The sequence below is a fragment of the Tepidimonas sp. genome (assembly GCF_029335975.1).
GTDB lineage: Bacteria > Pseudomonadota > Gammaproteobacteria > Burkholderiales > Burkholderiaceae_C > Tepidimonas.
Genome location: NZ_JARJMT020000137.1, coordinates 1 through 20,123, shown reverse-complemented (window position 1 = coordinate 20,123; position 20,123 = coordinate 1). Strand labels below are relative to the sequence as shown.

Below are 20,123 nucleotides of genomic sequence, written 5' to 3'. Positions count from 1 at the left end.
CTTTTAGGGGGAGGGGGAGCCGCGAAGCGGGGGAACCCCGAAGGGGTGCCCCGGCCTTCAGGCCGCCTTGGCTGTTGGTTGACGCCAAGGGATCGTTATCCACAGATGCGGCGGCGTGCGGAACGTTAAAGAATTTATGTTGTTAAAAACCGCGCGCGCGCGTTACGGGCTGATAAACCGGCTTTTTCTCTTTTTGCATCAACGTCTTGCGCTTCTTGGCGGTGGGTGAAATGACGAATGGGCGGTGGGTGAAATGACGTGTCCATCCACAGGAAAAGGTGGGTGAAATGACGTGTCCATCCACAGAACCGGGGCCGGGCGGTGGGTGAAATGACGTGCCTGTTGTGGGTGAAACCACGATAGTTCGCGCGGTGGGTGAAATGACGTGTCAGCGCCGTTCTTCCCCGTCATCGATGCGCCGGGCGATGCCCCGCGCCAGCCGCTGGGGGTCGCGGACGTAGAAGGTCACGCGGTCGTCCTGGTGGAGCACGAAGCGGTATTCCGGCAAGCTGTCGTCGTCCTGGATCGCACGCAGCGCCCGCCGGAACTCCTTGAGCGTGGATTTGCTGCCGGCTTTCTCCTGGAGCAGCGCAAGGCTCACCGTCCATTGCGCCTGATGACCGCAATGCTTGCGGGCGATCTCGTAGAGCCGCCGCGCAAGCGGCTTGCGCAGCCGGAAATAGTCCGGGTGGATCGTCAGCACCTCGAAGGCCTGCACGGCGTTATAGAGCCAGCGCGACAGCGTGACCTCGACAGCGATCATGCGTTCGTCAGTGCGCGACTTCTCGACGATGCGCCACGAATCGATGATGCCGAAACCTTCGCGGATGCGCTCGCCGCCAGTGCGAATGTCGGTCGTGATGGTCGTGCCGCGCAACCGCTCGAAGGCCTCGTGCAAGAGTTTGTAACCCTGCCCGCTGGTTTGCCGGTTTGTCGTCACCAGGAAGTCATACACGGTGAACCGCACCGTGCGATGCTGCGCATCCTCCCTGCCCCGGTTCAGCCCCTCGACAAGCTGCGATACCACGTAGATGAGGATGTCCTTGTCGTGCTGCGTGGCGCGGCCGAGTACCGACGGCGCCACCTTCACATACTTGTTGCCGTCCTTGCTGCGCCATTCCCAGATCGACAGGTCGGGCTTGGTCGAGAGCGTGAAGATCGGCGCTTCCATGCTCGCGCCGTCGTCCTTCATCGCGTAGTCGAACAGGTCAGCCAGGAAAAAGTCCCGGTTCGGGTGCCGCACCTTGACCAGCCCGCCCTTGCCGTCGCCATCGCGCGGCGCGGGGGTCAGGCGGCGTTCCAGGGCCTTGAGCGCCTTCACGGCCTCCTGCGTCTCGGCCTCGATGGCGGCCCGCTGTTCTTGCAGGCTCTTGAGCCGCGCCAGCAGCGCGGAGGCCTCGGGGGATTCCAGGCGGCCGGTCTTGCCCACGATCCGCGCGATGTCGCGGTTCGTGCTCACGATCAGCTCGGACAGCACGCGGTGATGCTCGCGCAGCCGCTCGATGCGCTGCCGGTGAGCTTCCTCTGGCGATGGCGGCACGGCCTCCGGCGCATCCTGGCAATCCATTACGTCCTCGAAGCCCAAGGCGTCCTCCTCGAACGCGCCCATCATCTCCGCGTCCTCGGGCGAGACCTCGACGGCCACGCCCGGAATGCCTGCGTGCCGTAGATCGCCGGACACGATGCCGTCGAACAGCGACGGCTGGCCTTGCGTATCGGCAGGGCTGGACGCTGGCTTGGTCTTGGGCTTGCGCGGCATGGAAAACCTTTAGCGGCTAAACACAGAAAAACGCTTTTACGCTTGACCGTATTTCTGCAAAAGCAGCTCGCGCACCTCGTCGGCAATCTTGGTGCCGCGCATGGCGCACTGCGCCTTGATCGAGCGGTGCAGGCTTTCCGGCACGTCGATGGTGAGGCGCTTCATCGGCTCCGGCCCCTCGGCCGGGACACGGCTTTCCACCCAGGCATCGGCCGCCGCCGGCGCGGGCTTGGCGGTCGGCTTGGTGCCAATCGAAATCTTCTTCGTGCTCATCGTGCGAACTCCATCAGCTCGGCCGCTACGGCCTCAATCTCGGCCGCCGCCGGCCCTTCCTGGTCAATCTCATGAACGGCCAGCCCTTGCGCGGCCGCTTCGGCGAACACCACGCGCTGCGTGATGGCGGCCGCCAGCGCCGGCACCGGATAGGCCGCCAGCGCCTCGCCCACGTCTCGGCCGATAGCCGTATTTGCGATTTTACGATTAACAACAAACGCGGCTTTCAGGTTTTCTTTATAGACGCGGGCCTCGTCGATCAGCTTCACCACCTCGTCAGCCGCCCAGATGTCATAGGGCGAAGGCTGTACCGGGATCAGCACCACGTCGGCGGCCATGATGGCCGACCGTGCAAGGTCTGTGACTCGCGGCGGGCCGTCGATGATGATGTGGTCGTAGCCCTGCCCGATCTGCGCGATTTCCTTGTGGACGGTCGGCCTGGGCAGTCCGACCACGGAAAACAGCGGTTCCCCCTGCCGGGCGGCCGCCCAGTCCAGGGCGCTTCCCTGCGGATCGGCGTCGATCAGCAGCACCCGCGCCCCTGAGCGCGACAGGCTGGCCGCCAGGTTCACGCTGAGGGTGGTTTTGCCGACCCCGCCTTTCTGGTTCAGAAGTCCGACGATCATGTTTTCATCATTTCTGCGTGTGCGTGATTGTTATTTTACGGAAAATCGTAAAACATGCAAGCGGTTCAGGGCTGGCCTTTTTCGGTTCGCCGCCGGGTCAGCTCGGCCCGCATCCAGGCGGAGGCCTCGGCCATGTCCTCGCGCAGCCCGGCCAGCTCGCCGGGGGTCAGCGCCCGCACCCGCCGGCGCTCGCGCTCCTGGACGGCGATCTCGCCCGGCTGCAAGGCCAGCTCTTCATCGGTCATGCGTTCCAGCACGTCGCGCAGGCGGCCCGTGCAAGCGATGGGCGGCGGCTCGAACACATGCCCGGCCGCGATCATCTCGGCGGCGATTTCCTCGGTGATGAAGAACGGTTCTTCCTGGCCGCTCTGCGTCATGCCTCTGCCCCCTGGCGCTCATCCTGGACGGCCTCCAGGGCGTCGGCCTCGCTCATGGCGTCCTCGATGAACGCGCCGCGCCGCTTCGCTTCGGCGCGGCTCACTTCCTCGCTGCGCTCCAGCGTCCGGTAAAGGGTCGCCCGGTGCACGTTCAGAAGGGCGGCGACTTCCGGCACGGCCCGCCCCTCGGCCAGCAGCTCGCGGGCATGGGATACCTGCGCCGGGGTCAGGGCAGGCCTGCGGCCGAACTGCACGCCGCGCCGCCGGGCCGCCTCGCGGCCGCGCCGGGTGCGCTCAACGATCAGCGAACGCTCGAACTCGGCGATGCCGGCAAAGACTGTCAGAACCATCTTGCCGGCCGGGCTGGTCGTATCCGCCCACGGCTCCGACAGGCTGCGCAGGCCTGCGCCGATGGCTTGCAGCCGCTCGGCGATGTCCAGCAGGTCGCGGGTGGATCGCGCCAGCCGGTCAAGGCTTGTGACCGTCACCACGTCGCCGGCGCGGAGATGATCGATCATCCGCGCCAGCTCGGGACGGTCGGCGCGGGTGCCGGTGATCTTCTCGGCAAAGATGCGCTGGCAGCCGGCGGCGGCCAGCAGCTCGCGCTGGGTGGTCAAGTCCTGGGCGTCGGTGCTGACGCGGGCGTAACCGATCTGCATGGTTTCCCCCTTGGCGTGTCGCAAATATCAGTATGATACGCGGCATTACGCGACTCATAAACGCGACATGAAACGCCAAGGGAAGCGGGGCAGGGCAGGGTGTCGCGGAATGTAGGACTAATGCGACAAAGCCGGCTAGATTTTTGGATACACAAAGGTGTATCCATGCAATAATCCACGCCATGCCATGCAAGAACGTAGGCCTCCGCATCCGCATCGAAAAGGAACTCCGGGAGGCGTTCCAAAGAGCCTGCCGGGCTGAAAACCGGCACGCATCGGAGGTGCTGCGTGAATTCATGCAGGCGTATGCCGACCGCCATCAAGGGGGCTTGCAGGCGGATATGTTTTCCCCGCCGGCAGCCAGGAAGCCGCGCCGTTCAACAACGAGACAAACGACATGAGCCAATTCACTTCACTGGAAATCTGCGCGGGTGCCGGGGGGCAGGCTCTAGGCCTCGAAATGGCTGGCTTCGATCATGCCGCCCTGGTCGAGCTGGAGCCGGCCGCGTGTGCCACGCTGCGGCTGAACCGTCCTGCCTGGAACGTCATCGAGGACGATCTGCGCCGTTTCAGCGGGCAGCCTTACAAGGGCGTTGATCTGGTCGCGGGCGGCGTTCCTTGCCCTCCGTTCTCCAAAGCCGGCAAGCAGCTTGGCGCGAAAGACGAGCGCGACTTGTTCCCCGAGGCAATCCGCCTGGTTGATGAGTGCCGCCCTCAAGCGGTGATGCTGGAAAACGTGCGCGGCCTGCTTGATGCGGTTTTTGATGACTACCGGAACAAGGTCGAAAAACAGCTCAAGAAGCTGGGCTATGTGCCGGGATGGCGGCTGCTCAATGCTTCCGACTTCGGCGTGTCGCAGCTACGGCCGCGCGTGGTTTTCGTGGGCATCCGCAAAGACCTTGCGGCCGGGTTCTCCTGGCCGGAACCGCTCAAGGGCGAACCCGCAACAGTCGGCGAGCTGCTGCACGATCTCATGAAGGCCAACGGTTGGCGCGGCGCTGACCGCTGGCGCGAACAAGCCAATAGCATCGCCCCGACCCTGGTCGGCGGTTCCAAGAAGCACGGAGGCCCCGACCTCGGGCCGACCCGCGCCAAACGCGCCTGGGCCGCTCTCGGCGTCGATGGAATGGGGCTGTGGGACGAAGCCCCGCCGCGTGACTTCGTGGGGATGCCCCGCCTGACTCCGCGCATGACGGCACGGATTCAAGGTTTCCCGGATGACTGGCAGTTCTCCGGCCGCAAGACGGCCGCCTATCGCCAGATTGGCAATGCCTTCCCGCCGCCGGTCGCTGCTGCTGTAGCCCGGCAAATCTTCGCGGCGCTGTCCGTGAAGCGCATCTTCAAGGTAGCGTGATGACTGTTCCCGCCGACTTTCTCGGAGCCCGCAAACGCTTTCATGCTGCACTGCTTGAGGCAACACTGACGATCAACGCGGCGGGCGTTCCCAGCAACGCAGACAAAGACAGCAAGGCCAGCGTAGCAATTGCCAAGGGCATTGCCGAGTTGCTCAAGGCCGAAACCATCGGAGAGCGGATTGCAGGTCAAACCTCGGGCAGCCAGTTCGAGGAGATTTGCTCGAAATTCGTCCGGGAAACCTTCCTCAAGCTGGGGCACCTGCGGCCCGGCTCCTGGGATGTTCACCAAGTCGGCGGCCGCAACCGTCTGGAAATCGCCCGGTATGAGCAATATGCGCACCTCATCGCGCTTGACCGGGCTGCGAAGGCTGATGCTGAGCTGGCCGCAGCCTTGGGCAGCGACTACACCATCACCCCGGATATTGTGGTGGTGCGTGGCACAGAGGACGACAGCGTTATCAATGCACCCGCGTACCTGGTCGATGACAGCGTGACCACGCTTGCGAGCTTGCGGAAAAAGAACGGCGGCCGGCCGCTGCTTCATGCGAGCATCTCATGCAAATGGACGATCCGCAGTGACCGGGCGCAGAACGCCCGTTCAGAGGCGCTCAACCTGGTACGCAACCGCAAAGGCCGCCTGCCGCATGTCGTGGTTGTCACGGCCGAACCGACACCCAGCCGGCTGGCGTCCATCGCCTTGGGCACCGGGGATATTGATTGCGTGTATCACTTCGCCCTCTATGAGCTGCAAGAAACGGTGAAGGCCCTTGGGATGGATGACGCGGCCGACCTGCTGGCGGTCATGGTCAACGGCCACCGCCTGAAAGATATTTCAGACTTGCCGCTTGATCTCGCTGTGTGAGGTATGAGGCAAGGCCAGCGCGAGCAGGATGAAGCCGCTGGCGGACGCCAATACCGCGAGCTGCGCTTAGAAGATGGAACGGTCGTCGTGGTCTCGGTAGCCGCAAGGCGTTACGCCAGGACGCCGGATCAAAGTTACGGCTATCTGCAATTCAAGACCAACGGAAAGACCGTTACCAAGTACATCGGCTGTCATTTTCAGAAGGCGACTGCACGAAAAGTCAGGAGTCGGCTGCACTACTTCTTAGGGGCGCGTTCATTGTGCAGAACGGCGTCAAGCAGCGCCATTGAATCGCAGGCGTCGGAAGCGCAGACCAGGCGTGTCTTTAGGTCGTAGGGGTGATCGCAGTCGCGTTGCCGTGGCGCGCGCTGGCCGGCTGGTAGCAGGCAATCCAGTCACGATGTCTTGTCGAGACTGGGACGAGAGGCAATGATGAAACTTTCGGCAATTGCTGCGCTGCCGCAAAACAGATAAAATCGCGTCTCCCCAAAGAACCAGCAAGCCACTATCGGAGTTCCTACCCGTGTAAGCCTCTTTCTCGCTGCGAGCCAGCTTCAACCGCACACCACGCTCGCACGAGGCTGCACGTCCGATTCACTGCGTCTTGCTGGCCCCGGATCACTCGGGGTTCGTTCTCTATTCCGCTGGCCGGGAAGACGCGCTTGCGTTCGCCCCAACCGCCACCACTGGCTGGCAACCACCACGGAATAGAAGAATGATGAAATCCTTACGCCAGGACTGGCTATCCAATGTCCGAAACGACCTGCTAGCGGGCATCGTTGTCGCGCTGGCACTGATCCCCGAGGCGATTGCCTTTTCGATCATTGCGGGCGTCGATCCCAAGGTCGGCCTGTACGCCTCATTCAGCATTGCCGCGATCATTGCCTTCGCCGGGGGCCGCCCTGGCATGGTGTCGGCGGCCACAGGTGCGATGGCGCTGCTGATGGTCACGCTGGTGAAGGATCATGGCCTGCAATACCTGCTGGCTGCCACCGTGCTGACCGGCGTGCTGCAAATTCTCGCGGGCTGGCTCAAGCTCGGCGCCTTGATGCGCTTTGTCTCTCGCTCGGTCATCACCGGCTTCGTCAACGCGCTGGCCATCCTGATCTTCATGGCGCAGTTGCCCGAGCTGACCAATGTGACGTGGCACGTCTATGCCATGACGGCGGCAGGCCTCGGCATCATCTACGGCTTTCCCTACATCACCACGGCGGTGCCGTCGCCGCTGGTTGCCATCGTCGTGCTGACCGGCGTCGCGATCTTCCTCGGCCTCGATATTCGTACCGTGGGCGACATGGGCCAGCTGCCCGACAGCCTGCCAGTGTTCCTGCTGCCGGATGTGCCGCTGAACCTCGAAACGTTGGCGATCATCTTCCCGGTCTCGGCCACCTTGGCGGTCGTTGGCCTGCTGGAATCCATGATGACGGCCTCCATCGTCGATGACCTGACCGACTCCAACAGCAATAAGAACCGCGAATGCGTGGGGCAGGGTGTTGCCAATATCGCCTCGGGCTTCCTGGGTGGTATGGCCGGTTGCGCGATGATCGGCCAGTCGGTCATCAACGTGAAGTCCGGTGGCCGTGGCCGACTTTCTACACTGGCCGCAGGCGTGTTCCTGCTGCTGATGGTAGTGTTCATCGGTGACTGGGTGGCCCGCATTCCGATGGCTGCCCTGGTCGCGGTGATGATCATGGTGTCCATAGGCACCTTCAACTGGGCCTCCATCCGCAACCTGCGCGAGCATCCCAAAAGCTCCAGCGTGGTGATGCTGGCCACCGTGGTGGTGACGGTCGGCACCCACGACTTGGCCAAGGGCGTGCTGGTCGGCGTGCTGCTGTCCGGCTTCTTCTTCGCACACAAGGTCGGCCAGATCCTGCGCGTCAACTCTCGCACCGAGGACGAAGGCCGCGTGCGCAGCTACACCATCACCGGTCAGGTGTTCTTCGCTTCGGCGGATCGTTTCATCAATGCCTTTGACTACAAGGAAGTCATCGAGAAGGTGCGCATCGACGTGAGCCGTGCCCACTTCTGGGACATCACCGCCGTCAGTGCCCTGGACAAGGTGGTCATCAAGTTCCGCCGTGAAGCCACCGAGGTCGAAGTCATCGGCCTGAACGAGGCCAGCGCCACACTGGTGGACAAGTTCGCCGTGCATGACAAAGACGGTGCCGACGACATGCTGATGGGCCACTGAGAGGAGACACGATCATGAAAAAAGAAAACAAAGTGCTGGCCTGCGTGGATCAATCCCACTTCGCCGATTACGTGGCCGACTACGCCGCATGGGCCGCTCGGCGCATGGATGCGCCACTGGAGTTTCTGCACGTCATCGACCGCCATCCCGAATTGGGATCAGGCGAGGATCACAGTGGGGCCATCGGCATCGACGCCCAGGAAAACCTGCTGACCAAGCTCTCCACCGAAGACGAGGCACGCACCAAGCATGCCCGGGAGCAAGGCCGCCTCTTCCTCAACCGACTGCGTGAGCGGGCCACCGCTTCTGGGGCCGCACTGGTCGATGTTCGCCAGCGGCACGGCGAACTGGAGGAAACGCTTGCAGAGCAGGCTGAGGGCGTGCGCCTGCTGGTCTTGGGTCGCCGTGGCGAAGCCGCAGAGACCACCCAACGCGACCTCGGCCGCAACGTCGAGCGCGTCGTGCGCGCCCTGCACAAACCGATCCTGACGGTGACAGAGGGCTTCAAGAACCCGCAGCGCGTGATGATCGCCTTCGATGGCGGCACGATAACCCGAAGGGGTGTCGAAATGGTTGCTGGCAGCCCGCTGTTCCGTGGTCTGCCGATCTATCTGCTGATGGCTGGCAAGGAAAGTCCGGATGCCCCCAAGCAGCTCGACTGGGCCAAGACCACCTTGGAAGCGGCAGGCTTCGATGTGACCGCCTTGCTGATTCCCGGCGATGCGGAAAGCATCATTGCCAAAACGGTGAAAGCGCAGTCCATCGATATGCTTATCATGGGTGCGTTCGGTCACTCACCGCTGCGCAGTCTGCTGTTCGGCAGCAAAACGACTGAGCTATTGCGTTCCTCGACGATTCCTACCCTGCTGCTGCGATAGCGAAGGAGTCGCCCCAATGGACATGGAACACTTCCGCGTTCGACTGCTGATGGAGCAAAAGGAAACGATTGGGGCGATTCAACAGGCGCAGCAGTCGGCTGCGCCGGTCGAACTGGATCAATCCAGTGTCGGCAGGGTGTCGCGTATAGACGCTCTCCAACAACAGGCCCTCGCTCAAGGATTGTTGGAGCGGCTGACTATCCGTAAACGCAAGGTCGAGGCTGCACTGGCCCGCCTCGACTCTGACACCTATGGGCTGTGCTGCGCCTGTCACGGCAATTTGGAGCCGGAACGGTTGAACGCCGATCCGGCTGTCGTCTTCTGCCAAGAATGCGCCGCAGCGCGTCCGTGAAAACGCCAGATTGATGCTCAACGGCAGCGCGGTTTGGCTTCCCTTCGGTAAGCGGTATCTTGTGTTTGCTGAGGTAACCACAACAAGAAACCATGAGGACAGGGCATGCTCCATTCCATACTGGCCATCAGCGTCGGTGCCTCGCTCGGGGCCGTATCGCGGTGGCTGCTGGGCCTATCGCTCAACACGCTGTTTCCCGCGATCCCACCGGGCACTGTGGCCGCCAACCTGATCGGGGGCTACCTCATCGGCGTCGCGTTGGCGGTCTTTGCCGCTGCGCCGAACCTGGCGCCCGAGTGGCGTTTGTTGATCATTACCGGCTTTCTCGGCGGGCTGACCACGTTCTCGACCTTTTCTGCTGAAGTCACGACATTGATCCAGCAGGGGCGACTTGCCATGGCGGCGACGGCCATCACGGTTCATGTCGGCGGTTCGCTGCTGATGACCCTGATCGGCCTTGGAACGGTCGCGGCTTTCAAACGATTCTGATTCAGGAGACGGGCATGCAAGGCTACCAACTGACGTTTTTCACGCAGCAGGATCGCCGGCATGGATGCACGCCGCTTGGCGAGTGGCTGCTCCAGGAAGCCAGGCGGCTGGGGCTGCGCGGGGCGACCCTGACGACGGCCGCCGAGGGCTATGGGCACGCGGGCCGCATCCATTCCTCACATTTCTTCGAGCAGGCCGACCAGCCGCTGGCGGTCACCATGGCGGTGACCGCCGATGAAGCGGAGCGCCTGTTCGCGCGTCTGCGGGAGGAGAACGTACGGATTTTCTACGTCAAGACGCCCATCGAGTTCGGCATGACTGGCGACGTCTGAAGCCGGTGCTATCTGCGGGCGATCACCAGCAACCCTGCCACGATCAGCGCAGCGCCGACCACCATGCGCCAGGTGATGACTTCGCGCAGCAGCAGCCAGGCCAGCAGCATGGCGACGACCACGCTGCCCTTGTCGATCAGCGCCACCGTGGCCACGTCGCCGACCTTCAGCGCCTTGTAGTAAAAAATCCAGGACAGGGCGGTGGTCACGCCGGACAGCCCCAGCCACAGCAGATTGCGCTGACCGACCAAGGCCAACTCCTGAAACGGTACTGCCAGCCAGGCAAAGATCAGCACGAACCCACACACAAAAAGCGTGCGGATGGTCAGACCCAGTTCGCCCGAAATACCTGCCAGGCCCATCTTGGCGATGACCGACGTGAAGCCCGCGAAGAACATCGACACGAAGGCGTAGAAAACCCATTTTTCCATGATGATCCTTACTTGAAGAGGCTGCGGGGCACCCACCACAGGTAGGCCACCATGCCGAAGAGTTCGACCAGCGACTGCACCACGATCACCACCGCCGCCACTTCCCATCCGGCGGGCAGCGACAGGGCAAAGGGCAGCACCACGAAGGAATTGCGCGTGCCCAGGCTGAACGCCAGGGTGCGGCCCTGATCGACGGGCAGCTTCAGCCACCAGGCGAGGACCCTGGCGAGCATCGCGGCGAGCAACAGAAACGCCACGAACAGCGGCACGATCACCGGCAGCAAGCCCAGCGCCTGCCGAACGGTGCCCACCTGCGCGGCAGCGATCAGGAACACCACCGTGGCCAGCAAGGGCACGGGCCACCAGGCGAGGTGCTCTCGTACCCTGGACCGATGGCTGCGGGCTTCGATCCAGCGCTCCGCTGACACCGCGGCAAGGAGCGGCAGCAGAACGACCAGCAAGGCCGGCCACACCTGTTCAGGACGCACCACCGTCGAGAAATCATCGCCCATCATCCCCCACAGGTACAGCGGCAACAGGAGTAACTGCAACAGCAGGTTGATGGGCGTCACCGCGATGGCGCGCGGAACGTTGCCGCCCGCGAGCTGGCTGAACGTGATGAACCAGTCCGTGCAGGGCACCAGCAGAACCAGCAGCACGCCCAGCCGCAGCACCGGCTCGTTTGGCAGGAACTGCACCATGCCCCAGACCAGCATGGGCAGGATGACGAAGTTCCCGGCCAGCACGGCCGTCACGAAACGACGATCCGCGAAGGCTTCGCGCACATGCAGCAACGGCACCTGCACAAAGGTGGCGAACAGCAGGAGTGCCAGAGTGGGCCACAGCAGTGTTTCGAACACTGCGTGCGTGCTCGACCACAGGCTGCCCACGAGCAGACCGGCCAGGATGGCGCTCAGGTAAATCCAGACCTGCTGCCGTTCGAGTATCAGGCGATCCACGTCCACCTTTCCGAATCAAGACCTGCGTTCATTCCATCAGCGCCACCGATTTGACCTGCACCCAGATCGGCATGCCAACGCCCACGCCCAGCGTGCTCACGGCCCGCTTGGTCAGGCGTGCCAGCAGCACCGCCTCACCCACCCTGACCCGCACCAACGCGAGACCAGGATGGTCATCACCGCCCATCGCGTCCACCACGCCGCGCAACACATTCTGAATGCTGCCCTGTCCAGGCTCGATGGCCAGGCTCACATCCCGCGCCAACACCCGCACCCGGACGCGGCGGCCAACCGTCAGACCATGGTCACGCGCCCACAGACTGCCGCCGTCGAAATCGACACGCGCCAGGTGCCAGTCGCTGTCCACTTCGCCCACCGTACCGTCGAGGATTGCCCCGGCATCCTCGCCGAGCCGGATCGGCAGATCGAGGCGGGCCAGCGTCTCGGCCAGCGGCCCGCTGGCCAGTACCCTCCCGCCTTCCATCGCCACCAGGTGGTCGGCCAGCCGTGCCACTTCGTCCGGCGAGTGGCTGACGTAGAGCACTGGAATGTCCAGCTCGTCGTGCAGACGCTCCAGGTAGGGCAGGATTTCCTGCTTGCGCTTCAAGTCGAGCGCGGCCAGCGGCTCGTCCATCAGCAGCAGACGTGGGCTGACCGCCAGGGCGCGGGCAATGCCCACCCTCTGGCGTTCGCCGCCGGAGAGGCGATCCGGCTTGCGGTCGAGCAGGTGCCCGATGCCCAGCAGCTCGATGGCGTGGTCGAGGCTCACGCGCTGCGCCTCGCCGTTGCGCTTCATGCCGTAGCGCAGGTTACCCAACACCGTCAGATGGGCGAACAGACTGGCTTCCTGAAACACGTAGCCGATGGGCCGCTTGTGGGGCGGCAGCCAGTGCCCGGCGTCCTGCCACACCTCGCCAGCGACGGTGAGCCGCCCTTCCTGGGCGCGCTCCAGACCGGCGATGCAGCGCAGCAGCGTGGTCTTGCCGGAACCGGAATGCCCGAACAGGGCGGTCACGCCCCGGCCGGGCAGGCTGAGATCCACGGCGAGGGAGAAGCCCGGCCAGTCGAGTCGGAAACATGCATCGATGCCCGCCATCTCAGCCTCCCTTCTTCGGATTGGGCCGCCAGACGTACAGAGCCAGCAGCACGAGGAAGGAGAAGATCAGCATCACCGCCGCCAGGCGGTGCGCCTGCATGTATTCCAACGCCTCTACGTGGTCGTAAATCTGCACCGAGGCGACCCTTGTGACGCCCGGCAGGTTGCCGCCGATCATCAGCACGACGCCGAACTCCCCGACCGTGTGGGCGAAGGTCAGGATCGAGGCCGTCAGGAAGCCCGGTGCGGCCAGCGGCACCGCGACGGTGAAGAAGGCATCCATGGGTGACGCGCGCAGTGTGGCGGCCACCTCCAGCGGTCGGTCGCCCACCGCCTCGAAGGCCGTTTGCAGGGGTTGAACCATGAACGGCAGGGAGTAGAACACCGAGGCGATGACCAGACCCCAGAAGGTGAAGGGCAGCGGGCCGAGTCCCAGCGACTGGGTAAGCTGGCCGACCGGGCCATTCGGCCCCATCGCCAGCAGCAGGTAAAAGCCCAGTACCGAAGGTGGCAGTACCAGGGGCAAGGCGACCACCGCGCCGATGGGGCCTTTCCACCAAGCCTTGGTGCGAGCGAGCCACCAGGCGATGGGCGTACCGACCAGCAGCAGGATCAGGGTGACGATACCCGCCAGGCGCACGGTCAGCCACAAGGCTTGCAGATCGCTATCGGTCAGCATGTCCGCACCCACTCAATGCGCGTGCTGGAAGGTCTTGATGGCCGAGACCAGCAAGACAGCGCCCAACAGACCCATCAGCCAGCCGGTCGGCACCAGCCCGAGCAGCAGGCCGCCCACGGCCGCGCCGAGGATCGAACCCGCCACCATCCATCCCATCAGCGGTTTTTCCTCGCGCAGTACATTGAATGCATCGGCACGCCTGTAGCGGGCGAAGCCAACGATCATGGTCGGCAGGCTGACCATCAGCGACAAGCTGCCCGCGAGCTTGATGTCCAAGCCATAGAGCAGCACGATGGCCGGGATCAGCAATTCGCCACCGGCCACGCCTAGCAATGCCGCAACCATGCCGATGACCAGGCCGGCGACGATACCGATGACAAACCGCAGCGGGCCAGCCTCGAACAGCGGCGTGCTGCCCTCATGCACACCGGCCCAGGCTTGCGAGAGCATGACCAGCGCCAAGCCGACCAGCAGCACCAGGATGATGCGGTTGAGCCACTGGCGCGACAGCGTGATGGCATGGCCTGCCGCCCACCAGGCGCCAGAGAGACTGCCCGCGAGCAGGTTCAGCACCACGTCGAGGTGATCGGCCAGCGTGTCCGGCGCAATCGTGCCGCCCCGAAACAGCAGCGCGGCGGCGACCACGACCAGGCTCATGGCCTTGTTGAGGATGACGGCCTCCAAGGTGCCGAGACGGAACACGCCGACCAGCACCGGCAGGCGGAATTCGGCCCCGCCGAGGCCGATTAAGCCGCCCAGGGTGCCGATCAGCGAACCAGCGACGAAGCCTCGGCCGTTGCGGACGGACGCGCTCATGGCCGCGCCCTACCTGCCGGCGACTTCGCCCGGCAGGACGAAGCCATATTTGGTCATCACGGCCCGCGCTGGCTGGCTGCCCATGTAGTCGGCGAAGCGGCGGGCCAGGGCACTGCCTGCGGCTCGCTTGGTGATGACGAAGCCCTGCTCCAGCGGCTCGTGCAGGTTGTCGGGGATCAGCCAGTAGCCGCCGCGCCTGGCCAGCTCAGGATTGACAGCCAAGGCCAGGGCAATGATGCCGACTTGGGCATTGCCGGTCTGCACGAACTGGGCCGTGTGGGCGATGTTCTCTCCATAGACCAGCTTCGGCTCGACCTTTTCCCACAGGCCGGAGGCGCGTAAGGCTTCCTCGGCGCGCTTGCCGTAGGGCGCGTGCTTGGGGTTGGCGATGGCGATGCGTGCGATCTTGGGATCGGTCAGGCTCGCCAGCGTCATCTTGCTGGCATCCATACCCGCGCTCCACAGCACGATGCGGCCGAAGGCATAGGGCTTGACCTCGGAGGCCGCGAAGCCCGCTTTCACCAGCTCGCGCGGGAAGGCGATGTCGGCCGAGAAATACAGGTCATAGGGCGCCCCCTGCTGAATCTGCGTGTGGAACTTGCCCGACGAACCATAGATGACTTCCACCTCGTCGGTAGGGTGTGCCTTCTTGAAGGTGGCGACGATTTCATCCATCGCGAACTTCAGATCGGCCGCCGCCGCGACGGTGACTTTCTCGGCATGGGCCGTCGCTGCGAACAGCAGCGAGCAGGCGAGCAGCAAGGGGCGTAGGAGTTTCATGGGCGGGTTCCTTCTCATCAAGTCATGGCACAAGAACCCGCTGAACAGTATTTGTCGGGTTCGCTACATCGTCAGGTCAAAAAAGATATAACGATAAGCATACAGCAGCATCCATGCCAAGCCATAACCGAAATCAAGAATGGATCAGTTCGCCAGGTCGCGCAGGGCTTGTAGTTCCTTGCCTGCGCTGGCGTTGAGACTGGCTTCCAGCGTGTCGTAACACGCGATGAGCTGCTGCCCCAACGTTGTCAGGGATGCGCCACCACCGCCTTTGCCGCCAGTGGCGGTTTCGACAACCGGACGCCCAAACCCTTGATTCAGGGAATCGATCAGCAGCCAGGCGCGCTTGTAGGGAACGCCGAGAGAACGGGCCGCTGCTGCAATGGAGCGGGTCTCGCCGACTGCCCGCAACAGGTCGATCTTGCCGGGGCCGATGGCGATCCCGTCACCGATGTAGATGCGCGGCCGCACCAGGACGGCGCACGGCTTGTTCTTCTTGGAAGTCATGTATCAGAGGCTATTCAAGTTTTGGCCAGCAGTCTCTGCCCATCTTGGCGCAACTCACCTTTTGGGGAGATATGTCGGTACAGCGTTTGCCGGGTGACGCCAAGTTCCTGGCACAGGTCGCCGACCTTGGTTTCCGGCTGCCCCATGGCGGCCATCGCCAGTCGCAGCTTGGCCGCTGTCATCTTGAAGGGCCGTCCTCCTTTGCGGCCCCGTGCCCGCGCCGAGGCCAGCCCTGCCACAGTGCGCTCGGCGATCAGCTCGCGCTCGAACTCGGCTAGTGCGGCGAAGATGCCAAAAACCAGTTTGCCGGCGGCGGTCGTGGTGTCGATGGCTGCGCCGTGGCCGGTCAGCACCTTCAGGCCAACGCCGCGCCCAGTCAGGTCGTGCACGGTGTTGATGAGATGCCGCAGGTCGCGCCCAAGCCGGTCGAGCTTCCACACGACCAGCGTATCCCCCAGCCGCAGCGCCTTCAGACAGCTCGCCAGACCGGGGCGATCCTCGCGCTTGCCCGATGCCTGATCCTCGTACAGATGCGCCGGATCGACGCCGGCAGCGATCAGCGCATCACGTTGCAAGTCGGTCGCCTGGGAGCCATCCGCCTTCGATACCCGCATGTAGCCAATCAGCATCTCTCACCTGTCACATATACGTTCGATTATGTGACAGTGTGCGCCAGAACATGCTGGCCGTCAAAATTTGTCACTTAACCCGTCATCCTGTCTAAGACATGCAAAGGGTACGTCTGGTTTGTAATGTGACAGAAATTCCAGAGGAATCCCCTCGTTGGCGAAGGAGTGCCGCAGACGTTCCTGCGATTCTGGGTCGCGCCGCCCGTAGGACGCCAGTGCGAACAGCGAGCGGGCCGTTTCCGGGTTGTGCCGCGCCTCGATGATGGCCTCATTGATGGCCTGGGCCGCCCGTTGCCAGTGGTTAACGGGTTCCGGCTTCGGCGCTTTCGCCGCCAGGCCGTTGGTGAAACCGGTTTGCGGCTCGGTCAGGAACAGCGTGGCTTGTTCCCCGCGCGGCACCAACGCCTTTGACTCGATCAGCGCGATGGCCGTGGCCGCCGCTTCCAGCATCTGCACCTGCACGGCCGGTGCCAGCACCTCGAAGGGCCGCCACAGGCTTTGCCCGGCACGCAGCGGATGACCGCAATGCTCCCAGACTTGGCGGATGTTGCCCGCGCTGCTGCCACAGTGCGAGAGCGGGGTGTTCAGCTCATCGAGCAGGGTGCGCAGCAGTCGGAACCACAGGCCAGCATGGATGCGCCGACGCGGCAGTTCCACAAAACCGGTTGTCAGGGCCTGCCAGGTGCGCCGATCCATGCAGGCAATCGCCTGATTGGCGGGACGCGGGGCAGCATCGGTGTTCTCCCACTGGAGATGCCGGCCGGGCAGGCCCCAATAGGACGCCAGCCGACAGCCATGCTGCGGGCAACTCAGCATCAGGGGAAGCTGCCAGACGAGCAGCACGGCCTGGTTGACCGGATCGTTCAGGCACATCGGGCAGGCCCGGCGAATCGGCTGGCTCGGCAGCCAGGCACGCCAGCGTGTGATGGATCGCGCCTTGCGCTTGGGCAGCAGCAGCGAGCATTGGAACGCATAGGTTTCCAGAGCCGCAGGCACCGAATCGTCGAGGCTGTCGATCAGCCAGGGCACCCAGCCGGCCAGGTTCATGCCGCGCAACCGTTCCAACTCAATGCCGCTGCGCTGGGCAAGCGCCGTCAACAAGGATAAGGGTGGCGCTGTATCCAGATCGTCGAGCTGGTCATGACCAAGATCGTGTGCCAGCAGCTCGTGCACGTCCATCCGATAGCAGGCGGCGACCCGGTTGAGCCATGAGGACAGGGCTTCGCCTTCCCTGGGTGCCGGATGCAGCGGCCAGCGCGGCGCAGGCTTCACATCAGTTCCCGCTCGAATTGGCGTCGCCGCTCGCTGGGACCGGTGTAGTCGGCCATGCTCAAGGTGCGCGGGTTGATCGCCTCCTCGCCGCTCTCCACGGCGGCGATGGCCGCTGTCATCAGCAAATGCGCCAGCTCGCCGATGGTGCCCTCGCTACGGGTGAGCAGGTAACGAGCCATATCCGGCGTGGCAATCGGCGAGGGCCGGCGCAGTGGAAGCGAAGCCGCAAAGCTGGCCAGTAGCGAGTAGCAGTCCTCATTGGCCTCCCACAGCGGCAGCAGCATCGGCTCGAAGCGGTTTTCCAGTTGATCGTCCGAGCGAATGGCGAGATACGCCTCGCGCGTGCCGACGCCGACCAGCGGAATGCGCAGCTCGTTGCCGAGAAAACGCAGCAGGTTGAGGAATTCCCGCCGGTTGACGCTGTTGCCAGCCAGGACGTTGTGCAGCTCGTCAATCACCAGTATGCGCACGCCGACCTTGCGCAGCAGGGCCAGCGCCAATTGCTCCATTTCCGGCAGCCGGGGACGCGGGCGCAGCGGCGCACCCATCGCAGCAAGCAGGGCGACGTAGAAGCGGATCACCGAGGGCTCGGATGGCATCTGTACCACCAACACAGGGATGTGCTCCTGGTCGGCATCGGTGCTGGCCGGGTGCGAGCGGCGGAATTTCTCGACGATCATCGACTTGCCGTTGTTGGTCGGGCCGATCAGCAGCAGGTTGGGCATGCGTTGCTTGTTCGGCCAGGCATACAAGGCTTCCAGCCGATTCAATGCTTCGACCGCACGCGGATAGCCGATCCAGCGGTCGGCGCGAAGGCGCTGAATGCGCTCGTCGGCCGTTAGCCTTGCCAATCCCTGCGACGCCGGCAGCAGGTGGGACAGGTCGATGCTGGGATATTCGTCCACGGCTACCACTCCTCGATCTGGTCGAACGGTTTGGCTGGTGGCAGGTTGTCTGCCTGCGGGTCAGCAACGTCTGTTTCTGGTGGAATCGGCTTGTCCGGCGGAACCGACGCCTTGAGGTGCTGGCGTCGATCTGCGTCGCGCCGCGCCTTGCGCGTGGCCTTCTGCGCGGTGGTCACGATCTCGCGCATCTGCCCGATCATGCGAAACAGCGCCGACTCATCCACCTGCTCGCGTCCGAGCTGACGCAGTTTCGCCAGCGCCTGGCGCTGCTCCCAAAGCGTGACGGCCGGGTGTGACAGTGTGCGGTATGGGACTTCCAGGTAATGCTGTCCCTCCGGTTCCAGCACCCAGATGCGGCTGATGTCGCGCGGATCGCGGCGGATCAGAAAGGCCGACAGGCGGTCGCGCCTGGCAATCCACGGCTTGAGCGCGTCGGTGTAGTAGTGAATGTGGTCGATGACGAAGCCGGTTCGGGTCAGCGTGCGGCGGATGACTGGCAGGAAATCGACCAGAAACGCGGCGGGCCGTGTGACGACAGGAGGCACGCCGATCCGCGCCACGGCCTCGGCCCAGCGCGCGGCCGGCGGTTGGAGCAGGCCGTTGTGCACGGAGCCGTGATAGGTGCCCACCGCCAGCGCGAGCCAGCGTTCCAGCTCGCGCAGCGTCAGGGTGGCCATCTTCTCGGAGTCGTAATCCCCGCGCTGGTCAGGGTTGGAGAAGGTCGTCCCCGGTAGTTCATCGTGGATCATCTGCATTGCCGTGCCGATGATCCGTTCCACGATGCCGCCGTAGTGCGGTTGGCCGGGCGGACGATAGTCCAACCGGATGCCATGCTGCTCGCAGCCGCGGCGCAGGGCCTCGCTCTTGAACTCGGCCGCGTTGTCCAAGTACAGCAACTTGGGCTTGCCGCTCATCGGCCAGTCCATTTCCACGTTCAGCCCCTCCAGCCAGGGGCGCTTGTCGCAGGCAACATGCGCAAGGCACAGGCCGACCGAGACGGCGGACGGCGCTTCCAGCGTGACCACCATGCCGAGCACGCAGCGCGTGAATACGTCGATGGCGAGGGTCAGGTACGGGCGGCCGATGGGTTGCCGGTCACGCTCGTCGACCACGATCAGGTCGATGACGGTGTGATCGATCTGCACTTGTTCCAGCGGCATCGTGACTTCGGGCGGAATGCCGCCGGCCCCTTGCAAAGGACGGGCCGCATCCGGCCCGTCCCGGCTGCGTGCAACTTTCGCCGGGTGCAGGCGGGCAATCCGCTGCGCCACGGTGTTGCGCGCCGGCACCCGCAGCTTTTGCGCTTTGCAAGCCTGCGCGACCTCGCGGTGGAACGCCGCCAGGCTGCGCTTCTGCTTGGTCAGAAAGCGCTTTTGCAGCAGCTCGCGGATGATGCGTTCGACCGGCTCCGACAGACGTCCCTTGCCTTTGCCGCCGCCAGATTGGGCTGGAGCTAAGTCTGTCACCAGCCCCGCGCCTTGTCGGGCGCGGCGGATCAGCACATACACCTGCCGCCTGGACAGGCCAAGCGCTTGAGCTGCGGCGTCGGCGGCTTCATGCCCGACCAACTCAAGCGCTGCCAGTGGCCCGATGATCTCCGCCCGGTGCCGTGCCTGTGCCCATGCCTCGTCGGACAGGGTGGCCACGCCTTGCTCGGTAATCGGTGATGTGTCTGAAGCCATGCCTACACCTCGCTTTGGTGCACACGAGTATTGAGCATAGTCGAGATTGGTGCAGATGACTTCTGATATTGGAGACCGTTGCACAACCCCGCGCGAAGCGCAGCTTCCTCTCGTTTCCGTCGCTTCGATGCCTCTTTTTTGAGCAATTCGCGCGTTGTCTCCCCTGTCTCGCCCGCCTCGGGCGGGGCTTGGGCGGGCTTTTCGCCCGCTT

General features: G+C 64.0%; 24 protein-coding genes and 1 pseudogene. 9 read left to right on the top strand and 16 right to left on the bottom strand.

Features of this window, described 5'->3' with window-relative positions; all coding sequences use genetic code 11:
- Positions 1-388: 388 nt before the first annotated feature.
- The 5 genes and pseudogenes from P3W97_RS07465 to P3W97_RS07445 form a co-directional block, all read right to left on the bottom strand.
- Entirely contained in the window at positions 389-1,759 is a 1,371-nt protein-coding gene (locus P3W97_RS07465; RefSeq protein ID WP_300845316.1) for a replication initiator protein A, read from the bottom strand.
- A 36-nt stretch (positions 1,760-1,795) separates the two neighbouring features.
- Positions 1,796-2,032 carry a plasmid partition protein ParG gene (locus tag P3W97_RS07460; RefSeq protein WP_300845313.1) on the bottom strand — a complete coding sequence of 79 codons (237 nt, stop codon included), beginning with the start codon at positions 2,030-2,032 and terminating at the stop codon, positions 1,796-1,798.
- Positions 2,029-2,658 (bottom strand): ParA family partition ATPase, encoded by a 630-nt coding sequence (parA, locus tag P3W97_RS07455; RefSeq protein WP_132807966.1) that lies wholly within the window; start codon positions 2,656-2,658, stop codon positions 2,029-2,031. The genes P3W97_RS07460 and parA overlap by 4 nt, the downstream gene beginning before the upstream one ends.
- 179 nt (positions 2,659-2,837) lie before the next feature.
- Positions 2,838-3,035: pseudogene (locus tag P3W97_RS07450) on the bottom strand (hypothetical protein); the annotation flags it as partial.
- Positions 3,032-3,694, bottom strand: coding sequence for a recombinase family protein (locus tag P3W97_RS07445; protein ID WP_300845304.1), 663 nt, complete (start codon positions 3,692-3,694; stop codon positions 3,032-3,034). The pseudogene P3W97_RS07450 and the gene P3W97_RS07445, both read right to left, overlap by 4 nt.
- A gap of 182 nt (positions 3,695-3,876) precedes the next feature.
- Here P3W97_RS07445 and P3W97_RS07440 point away from each other — a divergent pair, with 182 nt between their 5' ends.
- From P3W97_RS07440 to P3W97_RS07400, 9 genes are all read left to right on the top strand, one after another.
- Positions 3,877-4,095, top strand: a complete 219-nt coding sequence (locus P3W97_RS07440) for a hypothetical protein (protein ID WP_300845302.1) — start codon at positions 3,877-3,879, stop codon at positions 4,093-4,095.
- A complete protein-coding gene (locus tag P3W97_RS07435; RefSeq protein WP_133599463.1) occupies positions 4,092-5,048 on the top strand; it encodes a DNA cytosine methyltransferase in 957 nt (318 codons plus the stop codon). The genes P3W97_RS07440 and P3W97_RS07435 overlap by 4 nt, the downstream gene beginning before the upstream one ends.
- Positions 5,048-5,911 (top strand): NgoMIV family type II restriction endonuclease, encoded by an 864-nt coding sequence (locus tag P3W97_RS07430; protein WP_300845297.1) that lies wholly within the window; start codon positions 5,048-5,050, stop codon positions 5,909-5,911. Before P3W97_RS07435 ends, P3W97_RS07430 begins: the two co-directional genes overlap by 1 nt.
- A gap of 3 nt (positions 5,912-5,914) precedes the next feature.
- On the top strand, positions 5,915-6,247 hold the full coding sequence (locus P3W97_RS07425) for a hypothetical protein (protein WP_300845294.1): 333 nt from the start codon (positions 5,915-5,917) through the stop codon (positions 6,245-6,247).
- 379 nt (positions 6,248-6,626) lie between these two features.
- Positions 6,627-8,105, top strand: coding sequence for a SulP family inorganic anion transporter (locus tag P3W97_RS07420; RefSeq protein ID WP_300845322.1), 1,479 nt, complete (start codon positions 6,627-6,629; stop codon positions 8,103-8,105).
- 32 nt (positions 8,106-8,137) lie between these two features.
- Positions 8,138-8,983: a universal stress protein gene (locus tag P3W97_RS07415; protein WP_300845292.1), complete on the top strand. Its 846-nt coding sequence runs from the start codon at positions 8,138-8,140 to the stop codon at positions 8,981-8,983.
- Positions 8,984-8,999: 16 nt separating this feature from the next.
- Positions 9,000-9,335, top strand: coding sequence for a molecular chaperone DnaK (locus P3W97_RS07410; protein WP_281982778.1), 336 nt, complete (start codon positions 9,000-9,002; stop codon positions 9,333-9,335).
- A 105-nt stretch (positions 9,336-9,440) separates the two neighbouring features.
- A complete protein-coding gene (gene crcB / locus P3W97_RS07405; RefSeq protein ID WP_300845285.1) occupies positions 9,441-9,824 on the top strand; it encodes a fluoride efflux transporter CrcB in 384 nt (127 codons plus the stop codon).
- A 14-nt stretch (positions 9,825-9,838) separates the two neighbouring features.
- Positions 9,839-10,156: a DUF190 domain-containing protein gene (locus tag P3W97_RS07400; RefSeq protein ID WP_300845282.1), complete on the top strand. Its 318-nt coding sequence runs from the start codon at positions 9,839-9,841 to the stop codon at positions 10,154-10,156.
- A gap of 8 nt (positions 10,157-10,164) precedes the next feature.
- On the opposite strand, the gene P3W97_RS07395 is transcribed toward P3W97_RS07400, so the two are convergent.
- From P3W97_RS07395 to P3W97_RS07345, 11 genes are all read right to left on the bottom strand, one after another.
- Positions 10,165-10,587 (bottom strand): EamA family transporter, encoded by a 423-nt coding sequence (locus P3W97_RS07395; RefSeq protein ID WP_114649188.1) that lies wholly within the window; start codon positions 10,585-10,587, stop codon positions 10,165-10,167.
- A gap of 8 nt (positions 10,588-10,595) precedes the next feature.
- Positions 10,596-11,552, bottom strand: coding sequence for an arsenic resistance protein (locus P3W97_RS07390; RefSeq protein ID WP_300845279.1), 957 nt, complete (start codon positions 11,550-11,552; stop codon positions 10,596-10,598).
- 22 nt (positions 11,553-11,574) lie between these two features.
- Complete coding sequence (gene modC / locus P3W97_RS07385; RefSeq protein WP_300845276.1) at positions 11,575-12,642, bottom strand: molybdenum ABC transporter ATP-binding protein; 1,068 nt, start codon at positions 12,640-12,642, stop codon at positions 11,575-11,577.
- A 1-nt stretch (position 12,643) separates the two neighbouring features.
- Positions 12,644-13,321, bottom strand: coding sequence for a molybdate ABC transporter permease subunit (modB, locus tag P3W97_RS07380; protein WP_300845274.1), 678 nt, complete (start codon positions 13,319-13,321; stop codon positions 12,644-12,646).
- 12 nt (positions 13,322-13,333) lie between these two features.
- Complete coding sequence (locus tag P3W97_RS07375) at positions 13,334-14,137, bottom strand: sulfite exporter TauE/SafE family protein (protein WP_300845272.1); 804 nt, start codon at positions 14,135-14,137, stop codon at positions 13,334-13,336.
- A gap of 9 nt (positions 14,138-14,146) precedes the next feature.
- Entirely contained in the window at positions 14,147-14,917 is a 771-nt protein-coding gene (gene modA / locus P3W97_RS07370) for a molybdate ABC transporter substrate-binding protein (protein ID WP_300845271.1), read from the bottom strand.
- 144 nt (positions 14,918-15,061) lie between these two features.
- Positions 15,062-15,424, bottom strand: coding sequence for a LysR family transcriptional regulator (locus P3W97_RS07365; RefSeq protein WP_300845269.1), 363 nt, complete (start codon positions 15,422-15,424; stop codon positions 15,062-15,064).
- Positions 15,425-15,438: 14 nt separating this feature from the next.
- Positions 15,439-16,053, bottom strand: coding sequence for a recombinase family protein (locus P3W97_RS07360; RefSeq protein ID WP_300845267.1), 615 nt, complete (start codon positions 16,051-16,053; stop codon positions 15,439-15,441).
- Between the two features lie 60 nt (positions 16,054-16,113).
- Entirely contained in the window at positions 16,114-17,325 is a 1,212-nt protein-coding gene (locus tag P3W97_RS07355) for a TniQ family protein (RefSeq protein ID WP_300845265.1), read from the bottom strand.
- Entirely contained in the window at positions 17,322-18,230 is a 909-nt protein-coding gene (locus P3W97_RS07350) for a TniB family NTP-binding protein (protein WP_300845263.1), read from the bottom strand. The genes P3W97_RS07355 and P3W97_RS07350 overlap by 4 nt, the downstream gene beginning before the upstream one ends.
- A gap of 2 nt (positions 18,231-18,232) precedes the next feature.
- Entirely contained in the window at positions 18,233-19,912 is a 1,680-nt protein-coding gene (locus P3W97_RS07345; RefSeq protein WP_300845318.1) for a DDE-type integrase/transposase/recombinase, read from the bottom strand.
- Positions 19,913-20,123 lie beyond the last annotated feature (211 nt).

Excerpts from the sequence above, each read along its gene's own strand:
- P3W97_RS07465 (WP_300845316.1), bottom strand. The coding sequence starts at position 1,759 with ATGCCGCGCAAGCCCAAGACCAAGCCAGCGTCCAGCCCTGCCGATACG.
- P3W97_RS07460 (WP_300845313.1), bottom strand. The coding sequence starts at position 2,032 with ATGAGCACGAAGAAGATTTCGATTGGCACCAAGCCGACCGCCAAGCCC.
- parA (WP_132807966.1), bottom strand. The coding sequence starts at position 2,658 with ATGATCGTCGGACTTCTGAACCAGAAAGGCGGGGTCGGCAAAACCACC.
- P3W97_RS07445 (WP_300845304.1), bottom strand. The coding sequence starts at position 3,694 with ATGCAGATCGGTTACGCCCGCGTCAGCACCGACGCCCAGGACTTGACC.
- P3W97_RS07440 (WP_300845302.1), top strand. The coding sequence starts at position 3,877 with ATGCCATGCAAGAACGTAGGCCTCCGCATCCGCATCGAAAAGGAACTC.
- P3W97_RS07435 (WP_133599463.1), top strand. The coding sequence starts at position 4,092 with ATGAGCCAATTCACTTCACTGGAAATCTGCGCGGGTGCCGGGGGGCAG.
- P3W97_RS07430 (WP_300845297.1), top strand. The coding sequence starts at position 5,048 with ATGACTGTTCCCGCCGACTTTCTCGGAGCCCGCAAACGCTTTCATGCT.
- P3W97_RS07425 (WP_300845294.1), top strand. The coding sequence starts at position 5,915 with ATGAGGCAAGGCCAGCGCGAGCAGGATGAAGCCGCTGGCGGACGCCAA.
- P3W97_RS07420 (WP_300845322.1), top strand. The coding sequence starts at position 6,627 with ATGATGAAATCCTTACGCCAGGACTGGCTATCCAATGTCCGAAACGAC.
- P3W97_RS07410 (WP_281982778.1), top strand. The coding sequence starts at position 9,000 with ATGGACATGGAACACTTCCGCGTTCGACTGCTGATGGAGCAAAAGGAA.
- crcB (WP_300845285.1), top strand. The coding sequence starts at position 9,441 with ATGCTCCATTCCATACTGGCCATCAGCGTCGGTGCCTCGCTCGGGGCC.
- P3W97_RS07400 (WP_300845282.1), top strand. The coding sequence starts at position 9,839 with ATGCAAGGCTACCAACTGACGTTTTTCACGCAGCAGGATCGCCGGCAT.
- P3W97_RS07395 (WP_114649188.1), bottom strand. The coding sequence starts at position 10,587 with ATGGAAAAATGGGTTTTCTACGCCTTCGTGTCGATGTTCTTCGCGGGC.
- modC (WP_300845276.1), bottom strand. The coding sequence starts at position 12,642 with ATGGCGGGCATCGATGCATGTTTCCGACTCGACTGGCCGGGCTTCTCC.
- modB (WP_300845274.1), bottom strand. The coding sequence starts at position 13,321 with ATGCTGACCGATAGCGATCTGCAAGCCTTGTGGCTGACCGTGCGCCTG.
- P3W97_RS07375 (WP_300845272.1), bottom strand. The coding sequence starts at position 14,137 with ATGAGCGCGTCCGTCCGCAACGGCCGAGGCTTCGTCGCTGGTTCGCTG.
- modA (WP_300845271.1), bottom strand. The coding sequence starts at position 14,917 with ATGAAACTCCTACGCCCCTTGCTGCTCGCCTGCTCGCTGCTGTTCGCA.
- P3W97_RS07365 (WP_300845269.1), bottom strand. The coding sequence starts at position 15,424 with ATGACTTCCAAGAAGAACAAGCCGTGCGCCGTCCTGGTGCGGCCGCGC.
- P3W97_RS07360 (WP_300845267.1), bottom strand. The coding sequence starts at position 16,053 with ATGCTGATTGGCTACATGCGGGTATCGAAGGCGGATGGCTCCCAGGCG.
- P3W97_RS07345 (WP_300845318.1), bottom strand. The coding sequence starts at position 19,912 with ATGGCTTCAGACACATCACCGATTACCGAGCAAGGCGTGGCCACCCTG.